Here is a 17,971-nt window from a genome sequence, read left to right as displayed (position 1 = left end):
AGTCTTACCGATCGTCGAGTTGGCACGCTTAATGCTTGAGGGGAGACGATCCCTGGTGGTCGAGCACGTTTGCCGTGCGAGTCCGCACCAGGAATTGCTCAAACCTCGCAGCACCACGTTAGAGAGATTCGCTAATGACCAAGTATAAGCTCGAGTACATCTGGCTCGATGGCTACACGCCCGTACCAAATCTCCGCGGCAAGACGCAGATCAAGGACTTCGACGCGTTCCCGACGCTCGAGCAGCTTCCGCTCTGGGGCTTCGACGGCAGCTCGACGAATCAGGCCGAAGGCCGCAGCTCCGATTGCGTGCTGAAGCCGGTGGCGGTTTATCCGGATCCGGTCCGCACCAACGGCGTGCTGGTCATGTGCGAGGTCATGATGCCGGACGGCAAGACGCCGCATCCGTCGAACACGCGCGCCACGATCCTCGATGACGAAGGCGCCTGGTTCGGCTTCGAGCAGGAATACTTCTTCTACAAGAACGGCCGCCCGCTCGGCTTCCCGGAAACGGGCTACCCGGCGCCGCAGGGCCCGTACTACACTGGCGTCGGCTATTCGAACGTCGGTGATGTCGCCCGCAAGATCGTTGAGGAGCATCTCGACATCTGCCTGGCTGCCGGCATCAACCATGAAGGCATCAATGCCGAAGTGGCCAAGGGTCAATGGGAATTCCAGGTTTTCGGCAAGGGCTCCAAGAAGGCTGCCGATGAAGTCTGGATGGCACGCTACCTCTTGCAGCGCCTGACGGAAAAATACGGCATCGACATTGAGTTCCACTGCAAGCCGCTCGGCGACACGGACTGGAACGGCTCCGGCATGCACTGCAACTTCTCGACCGCTTACATGCGTGAAGTCGGCGGCAAGGACTATTTCGAAGCGCTGATGGCTGCCTTCGAGAAGAACCTGCAGGACCACATCGACGTCTACGGCCCGGACAACCACATGCGTCTGACCGGCAAGCATGAGACGGCGCCGTGGAACAAATTCAGCTATGGCGTTGCCGATCGCGGCGCATCGATCCGCGTTCCGCACAGCTTCGTCAACAACGGCTACAAGGGTTACCTCGAAGATCGCCGCCCGAACTCCCAGGGCGACCCCTACCAGATCGCTTCCCAGGTGCTGAAGACGATTTCCAGCGTTCCGACGCAGGTTTCCAAGGTAGCCTGATTACTCCCAAGCCTCACATGGCGTCGACCCAGGGTCGGCGCCATGCTTTTTTATGTGGCGCCGCTCCGCCTCGCGAGAATCCACTCGACGGCTGCCACGATGTCGCCAACCGTTGCGGTCGGCGACGGCGCAAATCGCGCTTCATCCCCCTCCCTGTATTTTCCCGTGCGCACCAGCAGGGCCTGACCCAGACCGGCGCTTAGCGCACCGGCAACATCCGTTTCCGCGTCGTCCCCGACCATGACGGCTTCCGCGGCCGTGCAGGGTACGGTTGCGAGAGCAGAGTGAAAGAAGCCGGGCGCCGGCTTGCCGAGGACGATTGCTTGTCTCTGGCTGGCGAATTCCAACGCCGCGACGAAGGCTCCGGCATCGAGGCTCAACTTCCCATCGGCATCCTTGAAGCTGCGGTTCGGCGCAAGCGCCAGCAGTTCGGCGCCGTCGACCAGCTTCCGGAAGGCCGCGTTCAGCGCCGGATAATCGAAGGCATCGCCGGCGTCGCCGACGACGACCGCCATGCCGCCGTCAGCCGGCAGATCCTGGAACTCGGAAACGAGATCGGGATGGACGAGGAGATGCGCCGCTCGACCGTGCTCGCGAAGCCAGTCGCAGGCGGCCTCGGCCGGCGTGAAGAGTTCGTTCCCCTCCACGGAAAGCCTCAGTTTCGCGAGACGGGCAAGAATCGTTGGCTTGCTCGAACGGGTCGTGTTGCTGACGAAGCGGATGGGGAGCCCGGCCGCCCGCAGGCGGGCGACGGCGTCTGACGCGCCGGGCACGGCCCTCTCGCCGTCGTAGATGACGCCGGCAAGATCCAGAAGCACAGCATTGATCATCAGAGCAGGATGGCACGGGTGTGCTGCGGGTCAAGCTCCGCAATTGCGGCTTGCTTCATCGGCGTTCCGGTGCCTCCAAGTATTGAGCGCCGGTGGTCCGATGGAGACTTGTGCCCGAAATTGGTTGTGTTTCTCGAAGTCTCAACTCACCGGGCCGTTGACAATCAGCCCATTCCCCCAACATTTAGAGGCGGGGATTCATCATGCAGTTTACCGATGCACAAGCTGAGACTGTGGGTTGCAGCACTTGCGGTGCTGGCAAGCGGGCTGCCAACTGCGGCTGAGGTATTTCCGCGCGCAACGTCCGCCGAGGGATCCGTCATTTCCCGCAAGTCCGGCGAGGAGATTCGCTTCATCGACATCGAAGGCTGGCGTAGCGTGGAGGTCAGTCAGGACCTGCTTGCAGGCGATATTCTGCGGACGAATGCGTCCGGCAGCCTTGCACTGCTCTTTTCCGACGACACCCAGATGCGCATGGGGCGCAATACGACGCTTCTCGTCAAGACGATTGGCGAGGACTCCCGCAGCGAGCTTGAACTCACGTCCGGTGTCGTTTGGGCGCGGGCCAAGCGCGGCGGCAGCGGCCTCACTGTCGATACGCCCTCGGCCGCCGCAGCAATCCGCGGGACCGACTGGACGCTCAGCGTAAGCGGCAATGGAGATACCACGCTCTCGGTGCTGGAAGGCAGCGTGGAACTCAAGAACGCCCAGGGTTCCGTGACGGTCAATCAGGGGGAGGGCGCGGTTGCATCCATTGGCCAGGCGCCGCGCAAATATATACTCGTGAATCTCAAGGAGCGCGAGCAGGTCCTGCTTTATTCGGAACTGCGCGGTGTTTTCGCAGGCTTGCCGGCAAGCGGATTGGGTGGCCCCGACACTCGTGCCGAACGCAAGCGCATCCTTGCCAAGCCGCCGGTCCAACGCAGCGATGAGGACTGGCTCGCGCTCGCGGAAGCGGCGCTGGCGCATGACGGCAGGGCAGCGGCCCAGGAGGCGCTGAGCGAACTGCGGCGACCCCTGTCGACTCATCTCGAAGCGCGGGCCAAGCTCGTCGAAGCGATGATCGCCGGACTGGAGCAGCGCTATGGCGACGCGAGCCGGCTATTCGCCGCAGCCTTGCCCGCACTACCCCGAGATCGCAAGGCATCGGCAATCTACGGCCGCTGGTTCGCCGAGGCCTTGGCCAATCCCGATCGCGAAGTCCCGCCGCCGGCAGAGGGCGCCTATGCCGACGATCCCACCGCGGCATTGATGCGGGCCGCGGCGGCTTCCCACGCACTTGGTCCGGCCGAAGCGATTGAGATATTGAGAGCGGCCGAGCGCCGTTTTCCTGATGATGCACGGTTGCCTGCGATGCGCGCAGACCTCGCTTTTGAGCTCGACCGCCGCGATGAAGTAAGGGAGGCGCTTGCCCGCGCCAAAGCGATTGATCCGGATGAACCCGCCTATCTCCTGACCAGTGCTCGCTTCCGTGCGTCGGTCTCGAGCGACCTTGATGGCGCGCTCGTCGACCTGGAACGCGCCGCGGAGGTGGCGCCGGGCAATGATGCCGTCTGGAATGAACTGGGAATCACGCAGAGTGACCGCAACGCGCTCGTCGAAGCGGACGCGGCGCATCGACGGGCCATCGCGTTGAACCCGGAAAATGCCGTCCTGCACGCAAACTATGCGCGCTTCCTGATGGACAATGACCAGTTGGCGGCGGCAAAGGCGGAGATCGACAAGGCGGAAGCGCTGGATCCTCATTCCTATGCGGTCCTCGCGGCCAAGGGCCGATATCTCTTGCGGATCGGAAAGACTGAGCAGGGGGAGAAGACGCTGCTCGAAGCTTCTGCTGTGAACCCGACTTACGGCGATAGCCTGATCGGTCTGGCGATCGGCAGCTATCAACTGGGGGCGAAGGAGGAGGCGGCCCAGGCCCTCGATAATGCCGACAGGTTTGATCCGGACAATCCGTCAATCCCGTTGATCCGCTCCGGCATAGCCATTGACCAGTACCGCGCCGACGAAGCGATCGTCGAGGCCCGCGAGGCGCTTCGCCGCCGGCAGGCGCGCGGAGGGTACTACAGCGGCTATGACGCAAACCGGCAGGCCGCATCCTTTCTTGGGGTCACCCTCGAAAATATCGGACTGCGCGAATGGGGCCAGTATTACGCGGATCGCTCCTTCGATCCGTTCAGATCAACGAGCTACATTGACCAGGCGGCAAGCGGACAGCTCAGCCCCTTCGTCGGAGAACCGCTTTCTGGCTTGGATCGGTTCCCATTCGGTGCAACGTCGACTTCCTTGCAGATGCAAGGCCTTCTTTTTGATCCGCTGGCGGTCGCTTCGGAGGGTAAGCGCAATTCGCTCGAACGGAGAAGCTTCTTTGAAGCCGCGATCGGGTCCGCGCTCCTCGACAGTGGTGCGGGTCCTGGCTGGAGCAGTGATGTCCTTCTTCAAGGCACGAGCTACAGTGCCATTCCCTTGAGCTATTACATACAGGGCCAAATATCGCGCCCGGAGTTCGAGCGCGAAAACGATGCCGACGACTTCGACGGTGCCCTCTTTCAGCTCGGTCTTCGACCCACCCTCGCCGATAGTGTCTTCCTGTTTGGAAACAATCTCCGGCAAGAGATCGGTTATCCTGGTCAAATATGGAACCCGGCTCCATTCAACGAGGTCGGAATTCGTGACAATACAATTGGCGGTGCATGGAGCCACACCATCTCTGACCGGAATGTCATCCAAGCCTTCGCTGTAACGAGCGATGTCGATACTCGGAGACAGTTCCGGGTAACAGATTTTGACGCCCGGATAGTCTACCGGATCAACGAAAGGAACGAAGATGACGACATTGCGTACGGTGCAAGTCATCTATTCGGTATCGGTCCACTCACCGTTCGCTACGGTGCAGAGGCTGCGCACTCTCAGTTCTGGATCTCTCAGACAGCGACCAATTTGAGCTCGGGTGGCGTTGAAGATCTTGGTGAATTTTCCGGGGAAAGCAACGCGACCCGCGTCTATCTCGACGGCATGCTGGAAGTATCCCAGGATCTTCAGTTCCAAGGCGGGGCGTACGTCACCCGGTTCGACGGCGAAACCGGGATTTGGGGACCAGTCGACCCGCGCGCAGGCGTCGCGTGGTCCCCCATCGAGGGGCACTGGCTTCGGGGCTACTACCGGCAGGACACCCAGTTCCTAACCAACCACACCCTATCACCTGTGACGACGGTTGGCCTGGCCCCGCTTCAACTGTCTCTCTATTCGAGCGGACAAACGCGCACGGCAGCCGTTCGCTGGGATGCGGAGTGGAGCGAGCGCTTTTTTACGGCTGTCGAATACCAGCATCAGCGGTTCAATGGCCTCACTCTCGAACCCGAGGATCTGATGACGACCTTTATTACATCGGATGGTGAGATCGAGCGGTTGAATTTCAGCGCGAATTATTGGGTCGGCGATGGCCTGGGGGTCTTTGGCTCGCTAACGCTGAACGAGACTAAAGACAACACGCCCTTTTGGAATTCCGACTACAGGGTGCCGCTCGTACCGGATTACGTGGCCCAGGTCGGCCTGACTTACGTGCACCCCTCTCGCGTAGCGGTGACTGTCGCAGAGACGTTTGTCGGTCCAAGAGTCGGCTCGCAGTACTACGACGAGGATGACAATCCCGTTGCACCAGAACTGGAAGCCTACAAGACAACTGACGCGGCAATCAGTTGGAAATCGGCGAGCGGTCACCTGGAGTTCGGAGCGCAAGTGCTGAATCTATTCGACACCGAGATAGACATGGCCGAGGGGCTCCCGTCCCCTGGGCGGACCATTCGCGCCACCGTGCGGGCGCGGTTTTAACGCCCACCAACATATTCAGTCGCCAGAGCGAATTGTGCGGCGCCGCATCAGCCGCGGCGGGTATCCGGGAAGTTGGCAGGATTGATGCCGAGGGTGTGGAGGTCGCGGGCGTTCGGGCGGCGGTGACCTTCGACTGCCGCTGCTGCGGCGCTCGCTGCGCCGAGCACGGCGAAGGCGCGGCCGATGAAGCCCATGCGGTTCTTGCTAGTCATTGTCTTTGCTCACTTTCTTTCTCAATTCGATGAGCAAAAGATGAGCCCGGCGGGGCTGTTTTGCAATGCACAAAACCTCACCCCAGCCATGCAACGAAAGCAGGCCCGGTTGGCGGTCTGCCAACCGGGCCTGGTGTTGAGCGGGGCGCGGCTGCCCCTCCTCGTCCCGCTCCTCGAAGCGCCTTGGGAGGCGGAAGGGATCAGTCTTCGCTGGCAGCAAGCTGAGCGAGAACTTCGCCGCGGCCGCGGGCCCTCAAGATCAGTGGCACGACAAAGGCCAAGGTCGCGATCACCAGCAGCACCGCCGCGATCGGCGAGGTGAAGAGCACGGTAATGTCGCCCTGGCTGATCGAAAGCGCCCGGCGCAACTGCTGTTCGGCGAGCGGCCCGAGGATCAGGCCGACGACGACCGGCGCGATCGGGTAGCCGAAGACCCGCATAATGTAGCCGAGCAGGCCGAAGGCGAGCAGCATGCCAAGTTCGAAGACCGAGGGATTGGCGCCGATGGTGCCGAGCGTCGCGAACAGGAGAATGCCGGCATAAAGCCAGGGCTTCGGGATCGTCAGCAGCTTCACCCACAGGCCGACCAGCGGCAGGTTGAGGACGAGCAGCATGAAGTTGGCGATCAGCAGGCTGGCGATCAGGCCCCAGACGAGCTGCGGATTGGTCGCGAAGAGCAGCGGCCCGGGCTGAAGACCATATTGCTGGAAACCGGCAAGCATGATGGCCGCCGTCGCCGAGGTTGGCAGGCCGAGGGTCAGGAGCGGCACCAGCGTGCCGGCCGCAGACGCGTTGTTTGCGGCTTCCGGACCGGCGACGCCTTCGATCGCGCCATTCCCGAACTCCTCCGGATGTTTGCTCAGGCGCTTCTCGGTCGCATAGGAGAGAAAGGTGCCGATCTCGGCGCCGCCGGCCGGCATCGCGCCGATCGGGAAGCCGATGAAGGTGCCGCGCAGCCATGCCTTCCAGGAACGCGCCCAATCCGTGGCGCTCATCCAGACCGAGCCGCGAACGGCCTCGACCTTGTCGGGGCCCTTGTCCCCCTGCGCGGCGATGTAGAGCGTCTCGCCGATCGCGAACATGGCAACGGCGAGCGTCGTCACCTCGATGCCGTCGAGCAAATCCGGAACCCCGAAGGAAAGCCGCGCCTGGCCGGTCAGCTGGTCGATGCCGATGCAGGCGAGCGTCAGGCCGATAAAGAGCGAGGTGAGGCCGCGCAGCGTCGAGTCGCCGAATGCCGAGGAGACAGTCACGAAGGCGAGCACCATCAAGGCGAAATACTCGCGCGGGCCGAAGACGAGTGCCAGCTTGACAATATAGGGAGCGATGAAGGCGAGCCCCAGGGTTGCAATGAGACCAGCGACGAACGAGCCGATCGCCGCCGTTGCCAATGCGGGGCCGCCACGGCCGGCGCGCGCCATCTTGTTGCCTTCGAGGGCGGTGACGATCGAGGAGCTTTCACCGGGCGTGTTGAGCAGGATCGATGTCGTCGAACCGCCATACATCCCGCCGTAGTAGATGCCGGCGAACATGATCAGCGATCCGCCAGGATCGAGCTGGTACGTCACAGGCAACAGGAGCGCGACCGTCAGGGCGGGACCGATGCCAGGAAGGACGCCGACGGCCGTGCCGAGTGTGACGCCGATCAACGCATAGAGCAGGTTCATCGGTTGGGCAGCAACCAGCAGCCCCTGCAAAAGGAAGTCAAGAGTACCCATAAGTGTCTGCCTTTCTAGAAGAGCAGGCGTTCAAGCGGTCCTGCCGGCAGCGACAGTTGCAGGAGCTTGGCGAATATCGTCCAGACAAGGAAACTGGCGACGATCCCGAAGGGAATTGTCAGCCAGAGTTGCCGCTTCCCGAAGCCGCGCGCCGTCAGGGCGAAGAGGATGCCGGTCGCAATCGAGAAACCGAGCGTATTGAGCAGCAGCATCTGCGCTGCAAGCCCGCCGACGACCCAGGCGACCGGCCCGAGCTGCTGCGGCTCACGCTCGACGAAGTCACCCCTCAGCCCCTCGACAGCCGTCCAGATGGCAAGCACGATAAGACAGCAGGCGATCGCGTAAGGCACGGTGGTCGGGCCCACCTGCGAGTAGCCGGCGAGCCCCGTAAGGCGAGAAACATCCCAGAAGATCACGCCGGCAATCGCAGCCAGCACGACGGCGATGATCAGCGCCGCCCGATCAGGGCGGCGCGTTTCGACGGAAGGGTTGTCTCCCTTGTTCATTTGACCAGTCCGATGTCCTTGAGGACCGCTTCGGTTGCCGAAACGTCCTTGGCGAGCTGTTCCTTGAAGGCGTCCCCGGCGAGGTAGGTGTCCTGCCAGCCCTTGGTCTTCAGCACCTCCTGCCAGCCGGCAGACTTGGCGAGCTTCTCGACGTCCGCCGAAACGGCAGCCTTCTGCTCGTCGGTAAGGCCCGGAGCGGCGGCGACCATGCGCCAGTTCTCGACGACGACGTCGAGGCCGGATTCCTTCAGCGTCGGAGCGTCGATACCCGGAAGGCGCTCGGCGCTCGAGACCGCGATCAGTCGGAGCGTGCCGGCCTTGATCTGCGACTCGAATTCGCCGTAGCCGGAGATGCCGGCCGTCACCTGGCTGCCGAGGATCGCAGCAAGCGCCTCACCGCCGCCGGAATAGGCGATGTAGTTGATCTTGGTCGGATCGACGCCAGCGGCCTTGGCAATGAGGCCGACGGCGATGTGGTCAGTGCCGCCTGCCGAGCCGCCACCCCAGGAAACGGCGCCCGGATCCTTCTTCAGGGCTTCGACGAGATCGGCCATCGTCTTGATCTCGGAAGCGGCCGGAACGACGATCGCCTCGTATTCGCCCGTCAGGCGCGCGATCGGCGTGACGTCGTTGAGGGTGACCGGCGAATTGTTGGTGAGGATGGCGCCGACCATGACATAGCCGCCGACGAGCAGCGCATTCGGGTTGCCCTTCTGCTGGCTGGCGAACTGCGCCAGGCCGATCGTGCCGCCGGCGCCGGGCACGTTCTGCACCTGCACATTGCCGGAAATGCCTTCCTGCTGCATGACGGTCTGCAGCGAACGAGCGGTCTGGTCCCAGCCGCCGCCGGGATTGGCCGGCGCGATGATCGTGTAGTCGGCGGCATAGGCCGGAAGCGCCAGCGCGCCGGCGAGAATGGATGCGAGGAAGAAGTGTTTCAAGGTCGGTCCTCCGTAGGCGCGGTTCGTCCGCGCGGTGATTGTTTTCGCGAACGGGAGAAACGGGCGGCTGACCTAGAAGCGGCAACCTCCGACCGGATTGGTGATTTCCTCCCGATGCGCTGCTGGCATTCCGCCTCCACGGGTTGCCAGCGGCGCTAAACCAACATAGAAAGCTGACATTAACCTGACATCAACCCGCTAGCTCGTAAACGGTTTGTTTCGGCTCCGGGAATATTCACTGGAGTCTGAGCATCTCGTTCCAGCGGGCGATCAGCCGGGCGCGTTTCACCTGGTCGAGATAGACCATCAGTCCGGGACTAACCGGCACCGGCTTCAATTGCCCGCCAAGCATCTCCTGCATGGTATTGGCCGTGTTCTCGCCGGCGACCTCCGGGCTGACGGCCGGGATCTGCAGTTCACGCGCCATGATCGTCTGGCCTTCCTTCGACATGAAGAATTCGAGGTAGCGGCGACCAAGATCGGGAGAGGCGGCCGCCTGCGGCACGAGGCCGATTCGCGACATCACCACGGTATAGTCCTTCGGCAGCACGATGCCGACATCGGGATGCCGCGAGGCCCAGTCGGCGGCGTAGGAGCCCAGAATATTGTAGCCGAGCACGAAGCGTCCGTCCGCAACCCGCTCGAGAATCGCCTGGCTGGTCGAATAGAGCTTGACGCCTGCGGCACCCATTGCCTGGATGACGCTCCAGATGTCGCCGAATTGTTCCTGGTCGCGGGCCATGAAGAGGAAGCCGACGCCCGAGCGCTCGATATCATAGGTGCCGATGCGGCCGAAGACATCGCTTCCCTCGCGCTTCAGGTACTCGACAAATTCGGCGCGCGTCGCCGGCGGCCGTTCCGTCGCGAAACTCGGCTTGTGATAAACGAACACCGCCGGCTCGAAGGTCAAGGCATAGGCCGTGTTGCGCCAGTTCGCCCATGCCGGCCAGCGGCTGCTCATCGGCAGGTCGCTGCGCTGGGCATAACCGTCGTTGCTGAGCTTCACCTGCAGGTCCATGGCGGAAGAAAAGGCAAAATCGGCCGTCTTCTGACCGGCATCGGTCTCCTGGACGATCCGATCGTAGATCTCGCCGGTCAGCATATCTTCGTAGCGCACCGCGACTTCCGGATTGGCCTTCTGGAAGCCGACGATCATCGGTCGCGCCAAGGGCTCGTCGAGCGAGGAATAGACGACGAGAACGGGGGCGGCCGCATCGCCGGAAACGGCCGGGAAGAACACCGGCGCGGCACACGCGAGCCGGGCGAAAAACAACCAAAAAGCGAAAGAAATCAACAAGCGCATATTTGCACAATGCCTTAGCTGGACGCCGTTCACAAGCAAGGTCGCGACCGATAAGGTGAGGCGGGGAGAAGCGACAATTGCGAATCTTGCTCGTTGAAGACAATCAGGCTCTGGCAGAGGGTCTCTCGACCCTTTTGCGCGGCAGCGGCTATGCCGTCGACGTGGTGAACGACGGGACGTCGGCGCATGCCGTCGCCGCCGCCGAGAGCTTCGATCTGGTGATCCTGGACCTGAACCTGCCGGAGATGGACGGGCTCGACGTGCTGCGCTCCATGCGGGCTAGGCAGAACCGCGCGGCCGTCTTGATCCTGACTGCGCGCGGCTCGCCCGAAGAAAGGATCAAGGGCCTCGATCTCGGTGCCGACGACTACCTGATCAAGCCTTTCGACATCGGCGAGTTCGAGGCCCGCGTGCGGGTGCTGCTCCGGCGCCAGGCCGGTTTGCGCAGTTCGATCGTCAGCTACGGCAACGTTTCGCTGGATCTCAATGCCCGCAGTTTTTCCGCCGACGGCGTGCCGATCGAAATTCCGGCGCGCGAGCTCGGACTCCTCGAGCTCCTCTTCATGCGCGCCGGCAAGGTGGTCGCCAAGGACGCGATCGTTCAATCGCTGACCGGCCTCGATGACGACCTCAGCCCCAATGCGATCGAGCAATATGTGAGCCGGCTGCGCAAGCGCCTGGCGCCCTACGGCCTGACGGTCCGCACCGCCCGTGGCATCGGTTACTATCTCGACAAGGCGGCAAACTCCGAATGAGGACCGTCGTCTATTCGCTCCGGCGCAGGCTGCTCGGCTGGCTGTTGATCTCGACCGCGGTGATCGGCGTCATCGCGCTGATGGATACCTATCGGGAAGCGGTCAAGACGGCGAACGTCGTCTCGGATCGAGTGCTCGCGGGCTCGGCGTTGGCGATTGCCGAACGGGTGGTTGTCGCCGAGGACGGCACGCTTCAGGTCGATATACCCTATGTCGCGCTGGAAATGCTGACCTCGGCCGCGCAGGATCGGGTCTTCTACCGGGTCGACGGCCCGCCGGGCGCGTTCATCACCGGCTATCAGACCCTGCCGTCGCTTCCCGAGGCCGCCGGCCAGTCGACGAGCTTTGCCGATGCGATCTTCCGTGGCGAACCCATCCGTCTCGCAGTGCTTCGCCGCTCCGCCTCCACCGGTGTGAATTCCGTTCCCTTCGTCGTCACCGTTGCCGAGACGACGATCGCCAGACGCCAGCTCACGCAGACGATCCTCTTGCACTCGGCGCTCCGCCTCGGACTGATGATCGCCGGTGCTGCCCTGATCGTCTGGGTGGCGGTGACCTTCTCGCTGAGGCCGCTCTACCGGCTCGGTGACGCGATCGCCGAACGCAGCCCCGACGACCTCCATCCGATCGGTGAACGGGTGCCGAGCGAGGTTCAGGAGCTGGTCGACACGGTCAATTCCTTCATGGTGCGCCTGCAGTCGGCGCTCGATGCGCTTCGCCATTTCACCGGCAATGCCAGCCATCAGTTGCGCACGCCGCTGGCAATCATCCGGACGCAGCTGGCGCTCGCCCGCCGGGCGGCGACGGTCGAGGAAGCGCTGGCTGCAGCTTCGAAGGCGGATGAGGCGGTCGCCAATGCCGAGCGCATCCTCGCGCAATTGCTGCTGATGGCGAAGATCGATGCGGCGGCGAAGGACGAGGCACGCGGATCGGAGCGGATCGAACTGGCCGAGCTGGCACGCAGCGTCACCGCCGAGCACGTGCCGGCCGCCAGCGAGGTCGGGATCGATCTTGGTTTTGCCGGCGAGGGGGAGAATTGGATCCGGGCCGAGCCGCTGCTCGTCGGAGAACTCCTGAAGAACCTCATCGGCAATGCGCTGCTCTATGCGGGGCGAGGGGCGGAGGTGACGGTGCGCGTCTCAGGCCTGGACAAGGAGGTCGTGCTCGAGGTCGAGGACAATGGACCGGGCATCAGGCCGGAGCTCCGCGAGGCCGTGCTGAAGCGCTTCCGGCGCGGCGGCAACGAGGCGCCCGGCACGGGGCTCGGGCTGCCGATCGTCGACGAGATCGCCGCGCTCTACGGCGGAACGATGCGGCTTGAGGACGGCGAGGGCGGCGGCCTGAAGGTCGCCGTGAGATTTCCGGCGGGCTGAAGCGGCGGGCGAGTCACGGTCAGCCGGCCGAGACGTGGACCGCCTGACGGGCAGCCGCGAAGCCGTTACGAACGATCCTCGCCCTCTTGGCGGTCGCGGGCTTCGAGAAGAGATGCGGCGTCGCGGGTCTGAACCCGCAGCAGCTCGTTCCAGAGCTGACGAGCGAAACGCGATTGAATCTGGTTCGCGAGCTTGCGCTGCGATGACATGATAATTCTCCGATAGGTTTGGATGCGGCTCATATAGTCTATCGGCAATGCGATTGCCACGGCGGAGTCTACGGAGCTGCCTTGCAAGGCAAGCATATGTCGAGCGGCAAGAATATCGCCCGGATATGGTAGGAGAAGACAAAAATGCCGGGATGAATTTCTTCATCCCGGCCAGGTACTTCACTGGGAGAGCAGTGTTCCTTACGTCTTTTTGCGACCCTTCTGACGATAGACGTCGACGACCACGGCGGCAACGATGATCAAGCCCTTGACGATCTCCTGGTAGTAGGCGTCGACCCTCAGGAAGGTGAAGCCAGAGGTCATCACGCCGAGGATGATCGTCCCGATCACGGTGCCGGTGATACGGCCGACGCCGCCGGTGAGCGAGGTGCCGCCGATGACGGTCGCGGCGATCGCATCGAGTTCGTACATGACACCCATACCAGCCTGTGCGGTCTGGGCACGGGCTGCGGTGACGACGCCTGCAAGGCCCGCGAGCATGCCGGCGATGGCATAGACCTTGATCAGATGCGCCTCGACATTGATCCCGGAGACGCGCGCCGCCTGGACGTTGGCGCCGATCGCATAGGTGAACTTGCCGTAGCGGGTATAGCGCAAGGCAATATGGAAGATGAGCGCGACGACGAGGAAGACTATGACCGGCCAGATGCCCGTTCCGATGAAGTTGAACTGGTCGGTCAGGCCCGAGACCGGCTGTCCCTTGGTGTACCACTTGGAGATACCGCGCGCCGATACCATCATGCCGAGCGTGGCGATGAAAGGCGGGATCTTCGTCTTGGCGATCAATTGTCCGTTGATGAACCCGGCAAGGAGGCCGATGCCGAGGCCAAGTCCGATCGGCACTATCGCCGGCATGTCGGTCAGCGAGGGATAGAGCGCGCGGGGCCAGGTGGATGCTTGCGCGACGCTCGCCGAGATCATCGCCGTCATTCCGACCACGGAGCCCGAGGAAAGATCGATACCGCCGGTGATGATCACCTGTGTCACGCCGACGGCGATGATGCCGATCACCGACACCTGCAGGATCATGATCGTCAGGCGCTGAGGATTCATCAGGAAGCTCTGGCCGACGAAGAGCCAGCCGAGAACCTCATAGACGAGCGCGATCCCGATCAGCACCAGGAAGATGTTGAGCTCGGGCGGTAAGCGCCGTCTCGACCGGGCGGGGGTCGAACTCGCGCTATGTGCAGCGATATTGGTATCCATTGTCTTTCCTCCCTGCGGTCGGCGTTCGCGCGCTTCTAGCGTGCGGCAAGTTCCATGACCTTGATTTGGGTGGCTTCTGCCCTGTCGAGGAAGCCGGTGACGCGGCCTTCATGCATGACCATGATCCGGTCGCTCATGCCGAGCACTTCCGGCATTTCCGACGAGATCATGATGACCGCGACGCCGTTGCGGGCGAGCTCGGTCACCAGCCGGTGAATCTCGGCCTTGGCGCCGACGTCGATGCCGCGGGTAGGCTCGTCCAGGATGAGAATGTGCGGATTGGTGAGCAACCAGCGGCCGATGAGGACTTTCTGCTGGTTGCCGCCCGAGAGATTCTCGATGCGCTCCTGCAGGTTCGGCGTCTTCACCCGCAGCTTGCGGCTCATCTCCTCGCAGGCCGCGGTAATCTCCTTTTCGGAGACGAAGCCGCGCTTGACGAACCGGTCCTGGAGGACGGCAACCTGCATGTTCTCCAGGATGTCGAGGATCAGCAGGCAGCCGGTGTCCTTGCGGTCCTCCGTCAGGAACGCCATGCGGTTGCGGATCGCCGTATTGGGATTGTCGATCACCACTTGCTTGCCGTCGATCGAAATCGTGCCCGAACTTGCCCGGGTGACGCCGAAGAGCGTCTCGGCAACGTTCGAGCGGCCCGAGCCGACGAGGCCGGCAACGCCGAGGATTTCGCCAGCGCGCACATCGAAGGAGACGTCATGAAAGACGCCGTTCAGCGTCAGGTTCTTGACCGAAAGAACGACCTCGCCGATCGGCACGTCTTCCTTGGGGAACATCTGGGTGATCTCACGGCCGACCATCATGCGGATGATGTCGTCGCGGGTCACATTGCTGGACGCGTGCGTGCCGATATATTTCCCGTCGCGGAACACCGAGAATTCGTCGGCGATCTCGAACAGCTCGTTCATCTTGTGAGTGATGTAGACGATCCCGATGCCCTGCGAGCGCAGGTCGCGGATGATCTCGAAGAGATGCGCGACTTCGCGCTCGGTCAAGGCCGAGGTCGGCTCGTCCATGATCAGGACGTCGGATTCGTAGGAGACCGCCTTGGCGATTTCCACCATCTGCCGGCTGGCGACCGAGAGGTGGCGTACCTCGATCTCCGGGTCGAGGTCGATCTTCAGCCGCTCGAAGAGCTTGGCGGTCATGCGGCGCATCTCGCCATGGTCGACGAAGCCGAAGCGGTTCTTCGGCTCGCGGCGGATCCAGATGTTTTCGGCGACCGTCATGAAGGGCATCAGGTTCAGTTCCTGATGGATCATCGCGATGCCATTTTCGAGCGCGTCGAGCGGCGACTTCAGCTGGATGTCGACGCCCCTGAGCTTCACCTCGCCCTGGTCCGGGTGGTAGATGCCGGCGAGGATCTTCATCAGGGTAGACTTGCCGGCGCCGTTCTCGCCCATCAGCGCGTGCACGGTGCCGCGCTTCAGTTTGAACTGGACGTCATCGAGCGCGACGACGCCGGGGAATTCCTTGCGCACACCCTCGGCGGACAGGAGATATTCGGCATTGGGTATGGCACCGCTGGCGCGCACGGCTGCCATCGTTGTGGGACTGAGCGTCATTCTCATTGCCTCCCCATTTTCCGGCATTGGCCGGAACGTCCACGCGGCGGGCGGAATAGGCCTTTTGATCGGCCCGTCCAGGCCTCGGGCGGGACTTGTTTCGAATGGGAGCGCGGCTCCGGCCGCGCTCCCGGAAGGAACGATCAGTTCTTGGCCTGATATTTGTCCAGGTTGTCTTTCGTGACGAGTTCGAAGGGGATGTAGACCTTCTTCTCGATGGCTTCGCCCTTGGCGAGCTTCAGTGCGGCATCGACCGAGCCCTGACCCTGGCCGGCGGCGTTCTGGAACACGGTCACGTCAAGGTCGCCGGCAGCCATGGCCGCAAGCGCGTCCTGCGTGGCGTCGACACCGCCGATGACGACCGAGTCCATCGACCGGCCGGCAGCCTTCAGCGCCTGAATGGCGCCGATCGCCATTTCGTCGTTGTTGGCAATCACGGCGTCGAACTCAAGGCCGGCGGACAGCCAGTTGGTCATGAGGTCGGCGCCCTGGGTGCGAGACCAGTTGGCGGTCTGCTCCTCGACGATCTCGATGCCCTTGCACGCGTCGGTGGCGAGAACGTCGTGGATGTCCTTGGTGCGCATGCGAGCGGCCTGGTTGGAGAGTTCGCCCATCATCACGACAGCCTTGCCCTTGCCACCGAGCAGCTTGCAGACTTCCTGTGTCTCGAGCGTACCGGATTCAACTTCGTTCGAAGCCACGAAGGCCTGCTTTTCCGGCAAGGTGTCGATGTTTACCGGTTCGCGGTTGACGTAGACGAGCGGAATGCCGGCGTCCGCTGCGATCTTCGACATGGCGGCGGTCGCATCGGTGTCGACCGGGTTGACGATGATGGCGTCGACGCCGGCGGCGATGAAGTTCTGGATCTGGCTTTGCTGCTTGGCGACGTCGTTCTGTGCGTCCTCGATCTGCAGCTCCACGCCGTTGAGCGTCTTGGCGTAGTCCTGCATACCGTTGCGCAGAACCGTCAGGAAGTTGTCGTCAAAGAGCGCCATCGAGACGCCGATCGTCTCCGCATGCGCGGCCGTCGACATCATGACAGCCATCGCAGTGCCCAAAATGAATTTCTTCATGTGTACTTTCTCCTCCACTTTTGGTGCCGGCCACACCCTCTCTTTCGCCGGAAACTCGACTCTCTGATCGAGCTCATTCTGGTCGGACGCAGCACTCCCGCTGCGCCTCCGCGAAAACGGAACAAATAAACCATCGATTTGTTATTACGGAATATGTATTCCATTTTATCCGAGCGCCGTCAAGTACATCTTGCGGTGCCGGGCGGATTTCCGCGCTTTCGCGCGCGCTAAGCGATCATGTGCGGGACTGCAGGTAGTCCATGCTCGCGAGAAGGGCCTTGGCCGGATCGTTCAGGGCGTGCACGGAAGGCGCGAAAGGCTCGAACGAGAAGGGTCCTTGATAACCTTCCGCGCGCAGGCGACGTATCTGGCCCGCATTGTCCAGCCGGTCCGCGACATCGACCAGAACCCGGTGCCGATCGCGCATCTCGGAGACGGCAACACCCTCGTCGCTGACGCCGGAAATATGCACGAGACCGGTCAGGTCCGGGAAAAATGCGTCCTCGTCCGCGAGATGATGGTGGAAGGTGTCGTGCACCAGACGGAAGGTCGCTCCGCCGATGTCCCGAATTGCCTCGGCGGCTTCGCTCTTCGAGCGCAGCGAGCAGATTTCAAAGCCGAGCGGCTCAACAAGACCGATGAGGCCGGCCGCTTCGAGCAGCGGCTTGAGTGCTTTTAAGGCGATGCGCAGATTCGCCTGGCGCTCGCCGTCCTTCTGACCGCTGCCGTCATTGACCGGCACCAGTACCAGCGCCTTGGCGCCGCAATCGCGCGCATAGGAGATGAGCTCGCGCGCTTCCGCCTGGCGTGCCTCGTTCCATTCGTTGAAGCGCTGCAGAGCGTTGATCGAGATGATCGTCAGCCCGTGTTTTTCGGCAAGCGCCTTCACCTCCTCAGGCTTCGTTCCGTCGAGGATGGCATTACCGGAGAGGTCGTTGCGGATCTCCACCGCCGAGATTCCGAGCGACTTCGCCAGCGCAAAGAAGGCATCAAGCGGAAGGCCCGGCGCGGCCATGTGGTTGAGGGCGAAGGGAAGGGTTGTCATGGATGGGTCCTCCAGGAACATTTGGAATAGTTGCCACGGCGGTTCGGAACGTTTGTTCCATTTCCGGTCGTGACCACATTCACCGTGAAGGAGGGAACAGTCAAAGCGCTAGTCACGCCGCGGCATTGCATTCCTGCAAGAAATATAATTCCCCAATGATTGGATTCTGTCATTGAGCTTGCGATGCGACGAATGGGTTGCT

General features: G+C 62.6%; 15 protein-coding genes. 4 read left to right on the top strand and 11 right to left on the bottom strand.

All coding sequences use genetic code 11. From position 1 onward, the window contains the following. The first annotated feature begins 134 nt into the window (after positions 1-134). Positions 135-1,169 carry a glutamine synthetase beta-grasp domain-containing protein gene (locus USDA257_RS07495; protein WP_014762308.1) on the top strand — a complete coding sequence of 345 codons (1,035 nt, stop codon included), beginning with the start codon at positions 135-137 and terminating at the stop codon, positions 1,167-1,169. A gap of 50 nt (positions 1,170-1,219) precedes the next feature. Here the strand turns inward: USDA257_RS07495 and USDA257_RS07490 are convergent, their stop codons facing one another. Beyond that, complete coding sequence (locus tag USDA257_RS07490) at positions 1,220-1,999, bottom strand: TIGR01458 family HAD-type hydrolase (RefSeq protein ID WP_014762307.1); 780 nt, start codon at positions 1,997-1,999, stop codon at positions 1,220-1,222. Positions 2,000-2,125: 126 nt separating this feature from the next. Here USDA257_RS07490 and USDA257_RS07485 point away from each other — a divergent pair, with 126 nt between their 5' ends. After that, on the top strand, positions 2,126-5,830 hold the full coding sequence (locus USDA257_RS07485; protein WP_223843445.1) for a FecR domain-containing protein: 3,705 nt from the start codon (positions 2,126-2,128) through the stop codon (positions 5,828-5,830). A gap of 47 nt (positions 5,831-5,877) precedes the next feature. Here the strand turns inward: USDA257_RS07485 and USDA257_RS37065 are convergent, their stop codons facing one another. The 5 genes from USDA257_RS37065 to USDA257_RS07460 form a co-directional block, all read right to left on the bottom strand. Beyond that, positions 5,878-6,042, bottom strand: a complete 165-nt coding sequence (locus USDA257_RS37065) for a hypothetical protein (RefSeq protein WP_014762305.1) — start codon at positions 6,040-6,042, stop codon at positions 5,878-5,880. 200 nt (positions 6,043-6,242) lie between these two features. After that, the gene (locus USDA257_RS07475; protein WP_014762304.1) at positions 6,243-7,760 is read right to left on the bottom strand and encodes a tripartite tricarboxylate transporter permease; all 1,518 of its coding nucleotides are present in this window, start codon (positions 7,758-7,760) and stop codon (positions 6,243-6,245) included. A 14-nt stretch (positions 7,761-7,774) separates the two neighbouring features. After that, positions 7,775-8,266, bottom strand: coding sequence for a tripartite tricarboxylate transporter TctB family protein (locus USDA257_RS07470; protein WP_014762303.1), 492 nt, complete (start codon positions 8,264-8,266; stop codon positions 7,775-7,777). Beyond that, entirely contained in the window at positions 8,263-9,207 is a 945-nt protein-coding gene (locus USDA257_RS07465) for a Bug family tripartite tricarboxylate transporter substrate binding protein (RefSeq protein ID WP_014762302.1), read from the bottom strand. Before USDA257_RS07465 ends, USDA257_RS07470 begins: the two co-directional genes overlap by 4 nt. A 235-nt stretch (positions 9,208-9,442) precedes the next feature. Continuing rightward, on the bottom strand, positions 9,443-10,510 hold the full coding sequence (locus USDA257_RS07460; RefSeq protein WP_014762300.1) for an ABC transporter substrate-binding protein: 1,068 nt from the start codon (positions 10,508-10,510) through the stop codon (positions 9,443-9,445). 77 nt (positions 10,511-10,587) lie between these two features. Between USDA257_RS07460 and USDA257_RS07455 the strand changes: the two genes are divergently transcribed. Both USDA257_RS07455 and USDA257_RS07450 read left to right on the top strand, forming a co-directional pair. Further along, complete coding sequence (locus USDA257_RS07455) at positions 10,588-11,265, top strand: response regulator transcription factor (protein ID WP_014762299.1); 678 nt, start codon at positions 10,588-10,590, stop codon at positions 11,263-11,265. Beyond that, on the top strand, positions 11,262-12,638 hold the full coding sequence (locus tag USDA257_RS07450; protein ID WP_014762298.1) for a sensor histidine kinase: 1,377 nt from the start codon (positions 11,262-11,264) through the stop codon (positions 12,636-12,638). Before USDA257_RS07455 ends, USDA257_RS07450 begins: the two co-directional genes overlap by 4 nt. Positions 12,639-12,703: 65 nt before the next feature. Here USDA257_RS07450 and USDA257_RS37060 read toward each other — a convergent pair whose 3' ends face one another. The 5 genes from USDA257_RS37060 to USDA257_RS07425 form a co-directional block, all read right to left on the bottom strand. Next, positions 12,704-12,847, bottom strand: a complete 144-nt coding sequence (locus USDA257_RS37060) for a hypothetical protein (RefSeq protein WP_162832915.1) — start codon at positions 12,845-12,847, stop codon at positions 12,704-12,706. 201 nt (positions 12,848-13,048) lie between these two features. Then, positions 13,049-14,074 (bottom strand): ABC transporter permease, encoded by a 1,026-nt coding sequence (locus USDA257_RS07440; RefSeq protein ID WP_014762296.1) that lies wholly within the window; start codon positions 14,072-14,074, stop codon positions 13,049-13,051. A 35-nt stretch (positions 14,075-14,109) separates the two neighbouring features. Further along, positions 14,110-15,651 carry a sugar ABC transporter ATP-binding protein gene (locus tag USDA257_RS07435; RefSeq protein WP_014762295.1) on the bottom strand — a complete coding sequence of 514 codons (1,542 nt, stop codon included), beginning with the start codon at positions 15,649-15,651 and terminating at the stop codon, positions 14,110-14,112. 143 nt (positions 15,652-15,794) lie between these two features. Beyond that, on the bottom strand, positions 15,795-16,724 hold the full coding sequence (locus tag USDA257_RS07430) for a sugar ABC transporter substrate-binding protein (protein ID WP_014762294.1): 930 nt from the start codon (positions 16,722-16,724) through the stop codon (positions 15,795-15,797). A gap of 235 nt (positions 16,725-16,959) precedes the next feature. Then, complete coding sequence (locus USDA257_RS07425; protein ID WP_014762293.1) at positions 16,960-17,769, bottom strand: TIM barrel protein; 810 nt, start codon at positions 17,767-17,769, stop codon at positions 16,960-16,962. Positions 17,770-17,971 lie beyond the last annotated feature (202 nt).

The sequence above is a fragment of the Sinorhizobium fredii USDA 257 genome, assembly GCF_000265205.3.
GTDB classification, from domain to species: domain Bacteria; phylum Pseudomonadota; class Alphaproteobacteria; order Rhizobiales; family Rhizobiaceae; genus Sinorhizobium; species Sinorhizobium fredii_B.
The sequence above is the reverse complement of the archived record's forward strand: the minus strand, read 5'-3'. Positions and strand labels throughout refer to the sequence as shown.

Bases quoted from the DNA above. Each gene is read 5' to 3' on its own strand.
- USDA257_RS07490 (WP_014762307.1), bottom strand. From the start codon at position 1,999: ATGATCAATGCTGTGCTTCTGGATCTTGCCGGCGTCATCTACGACGGC.
- USDA257_RS07435 (WP_014762295.1), bottom strand. From the start codon at position 15,651: ATGACGCTCAGTCCCACAACGATGGCAGCCGTGCGCGCCAGCGGTGCC.
- USDA257_RS07495 (WP_014762308.1), top strand. From the start codon at position 135: ATGACCAAGTATAAGCTCGAGTACATCTGGCTCGATGGCTACACGCCC.
- USDA257_RS07470 (WP_014762303.1), bottom strand. From the start codon at position 8,266: ATGAACAAGGGAGACAACCCTTCCGTCGAAACGCGCCGCCCTGATCGG.
- USDA257_RS07460 (WP_014762300.1), bottom strand. From the start codon at position 10,510: ATGCGCTTGTTGATTTCTTTCGCTTTTTGGTTGTTTTTCGCCCGGCTC.
- USDA257_RS07425 (WP_014762293.1), bottom strand. From the start codon at position 17,769: ATGACAACCCTTCCCTTCGCCCTCAACCACATGGCCGCGCCGGGCCTT.
- USDA257_RS07430 (WP_014762294.1), bottom strand. From the start codon at position 16,724: ATGAAGAAATTCATTTTGGGCACTGCGATGGCTGTCATGATGTCGACG.
- USDA257_RS07440 (WP_014762296.1), bottom strand. From the start codon at position 14,074: ATGGATACCAATATCGCTGCACATAGCGCGAGTTCGACCCCCGCCCGG.
- USDA257_RS07450 (WP_014762298.1), top strand. From the start codon at position 11,262: ATGAGGACCGTCGTCTATTCGCTCCGGCGCAGGCTGCTCGGCTGGCTG.
- USDA257_RS07475 (WP_014762304.1), bottom strand. From the start codon at position 7,760: ATGGGTACTCTTGACTTCCTTTTGCAGGGGCTGCTGGTTGCTGCCCAA.
- USDA257_RS37060 (WP_162832915.1), bottom strand. From the start codon at position 12,847: ATGTCATCGCAGCGCAAGCTCGCGAACCAGATTCAATCGCGTTTCGCT.
- USDA257_RS37065 (WP_014762305.1), bottom strand. From the start codon at position 6,042: ATGACTAGCAAGAACCGCATGGGCTTCATCGGCCGCGCCTTCGCCGTG.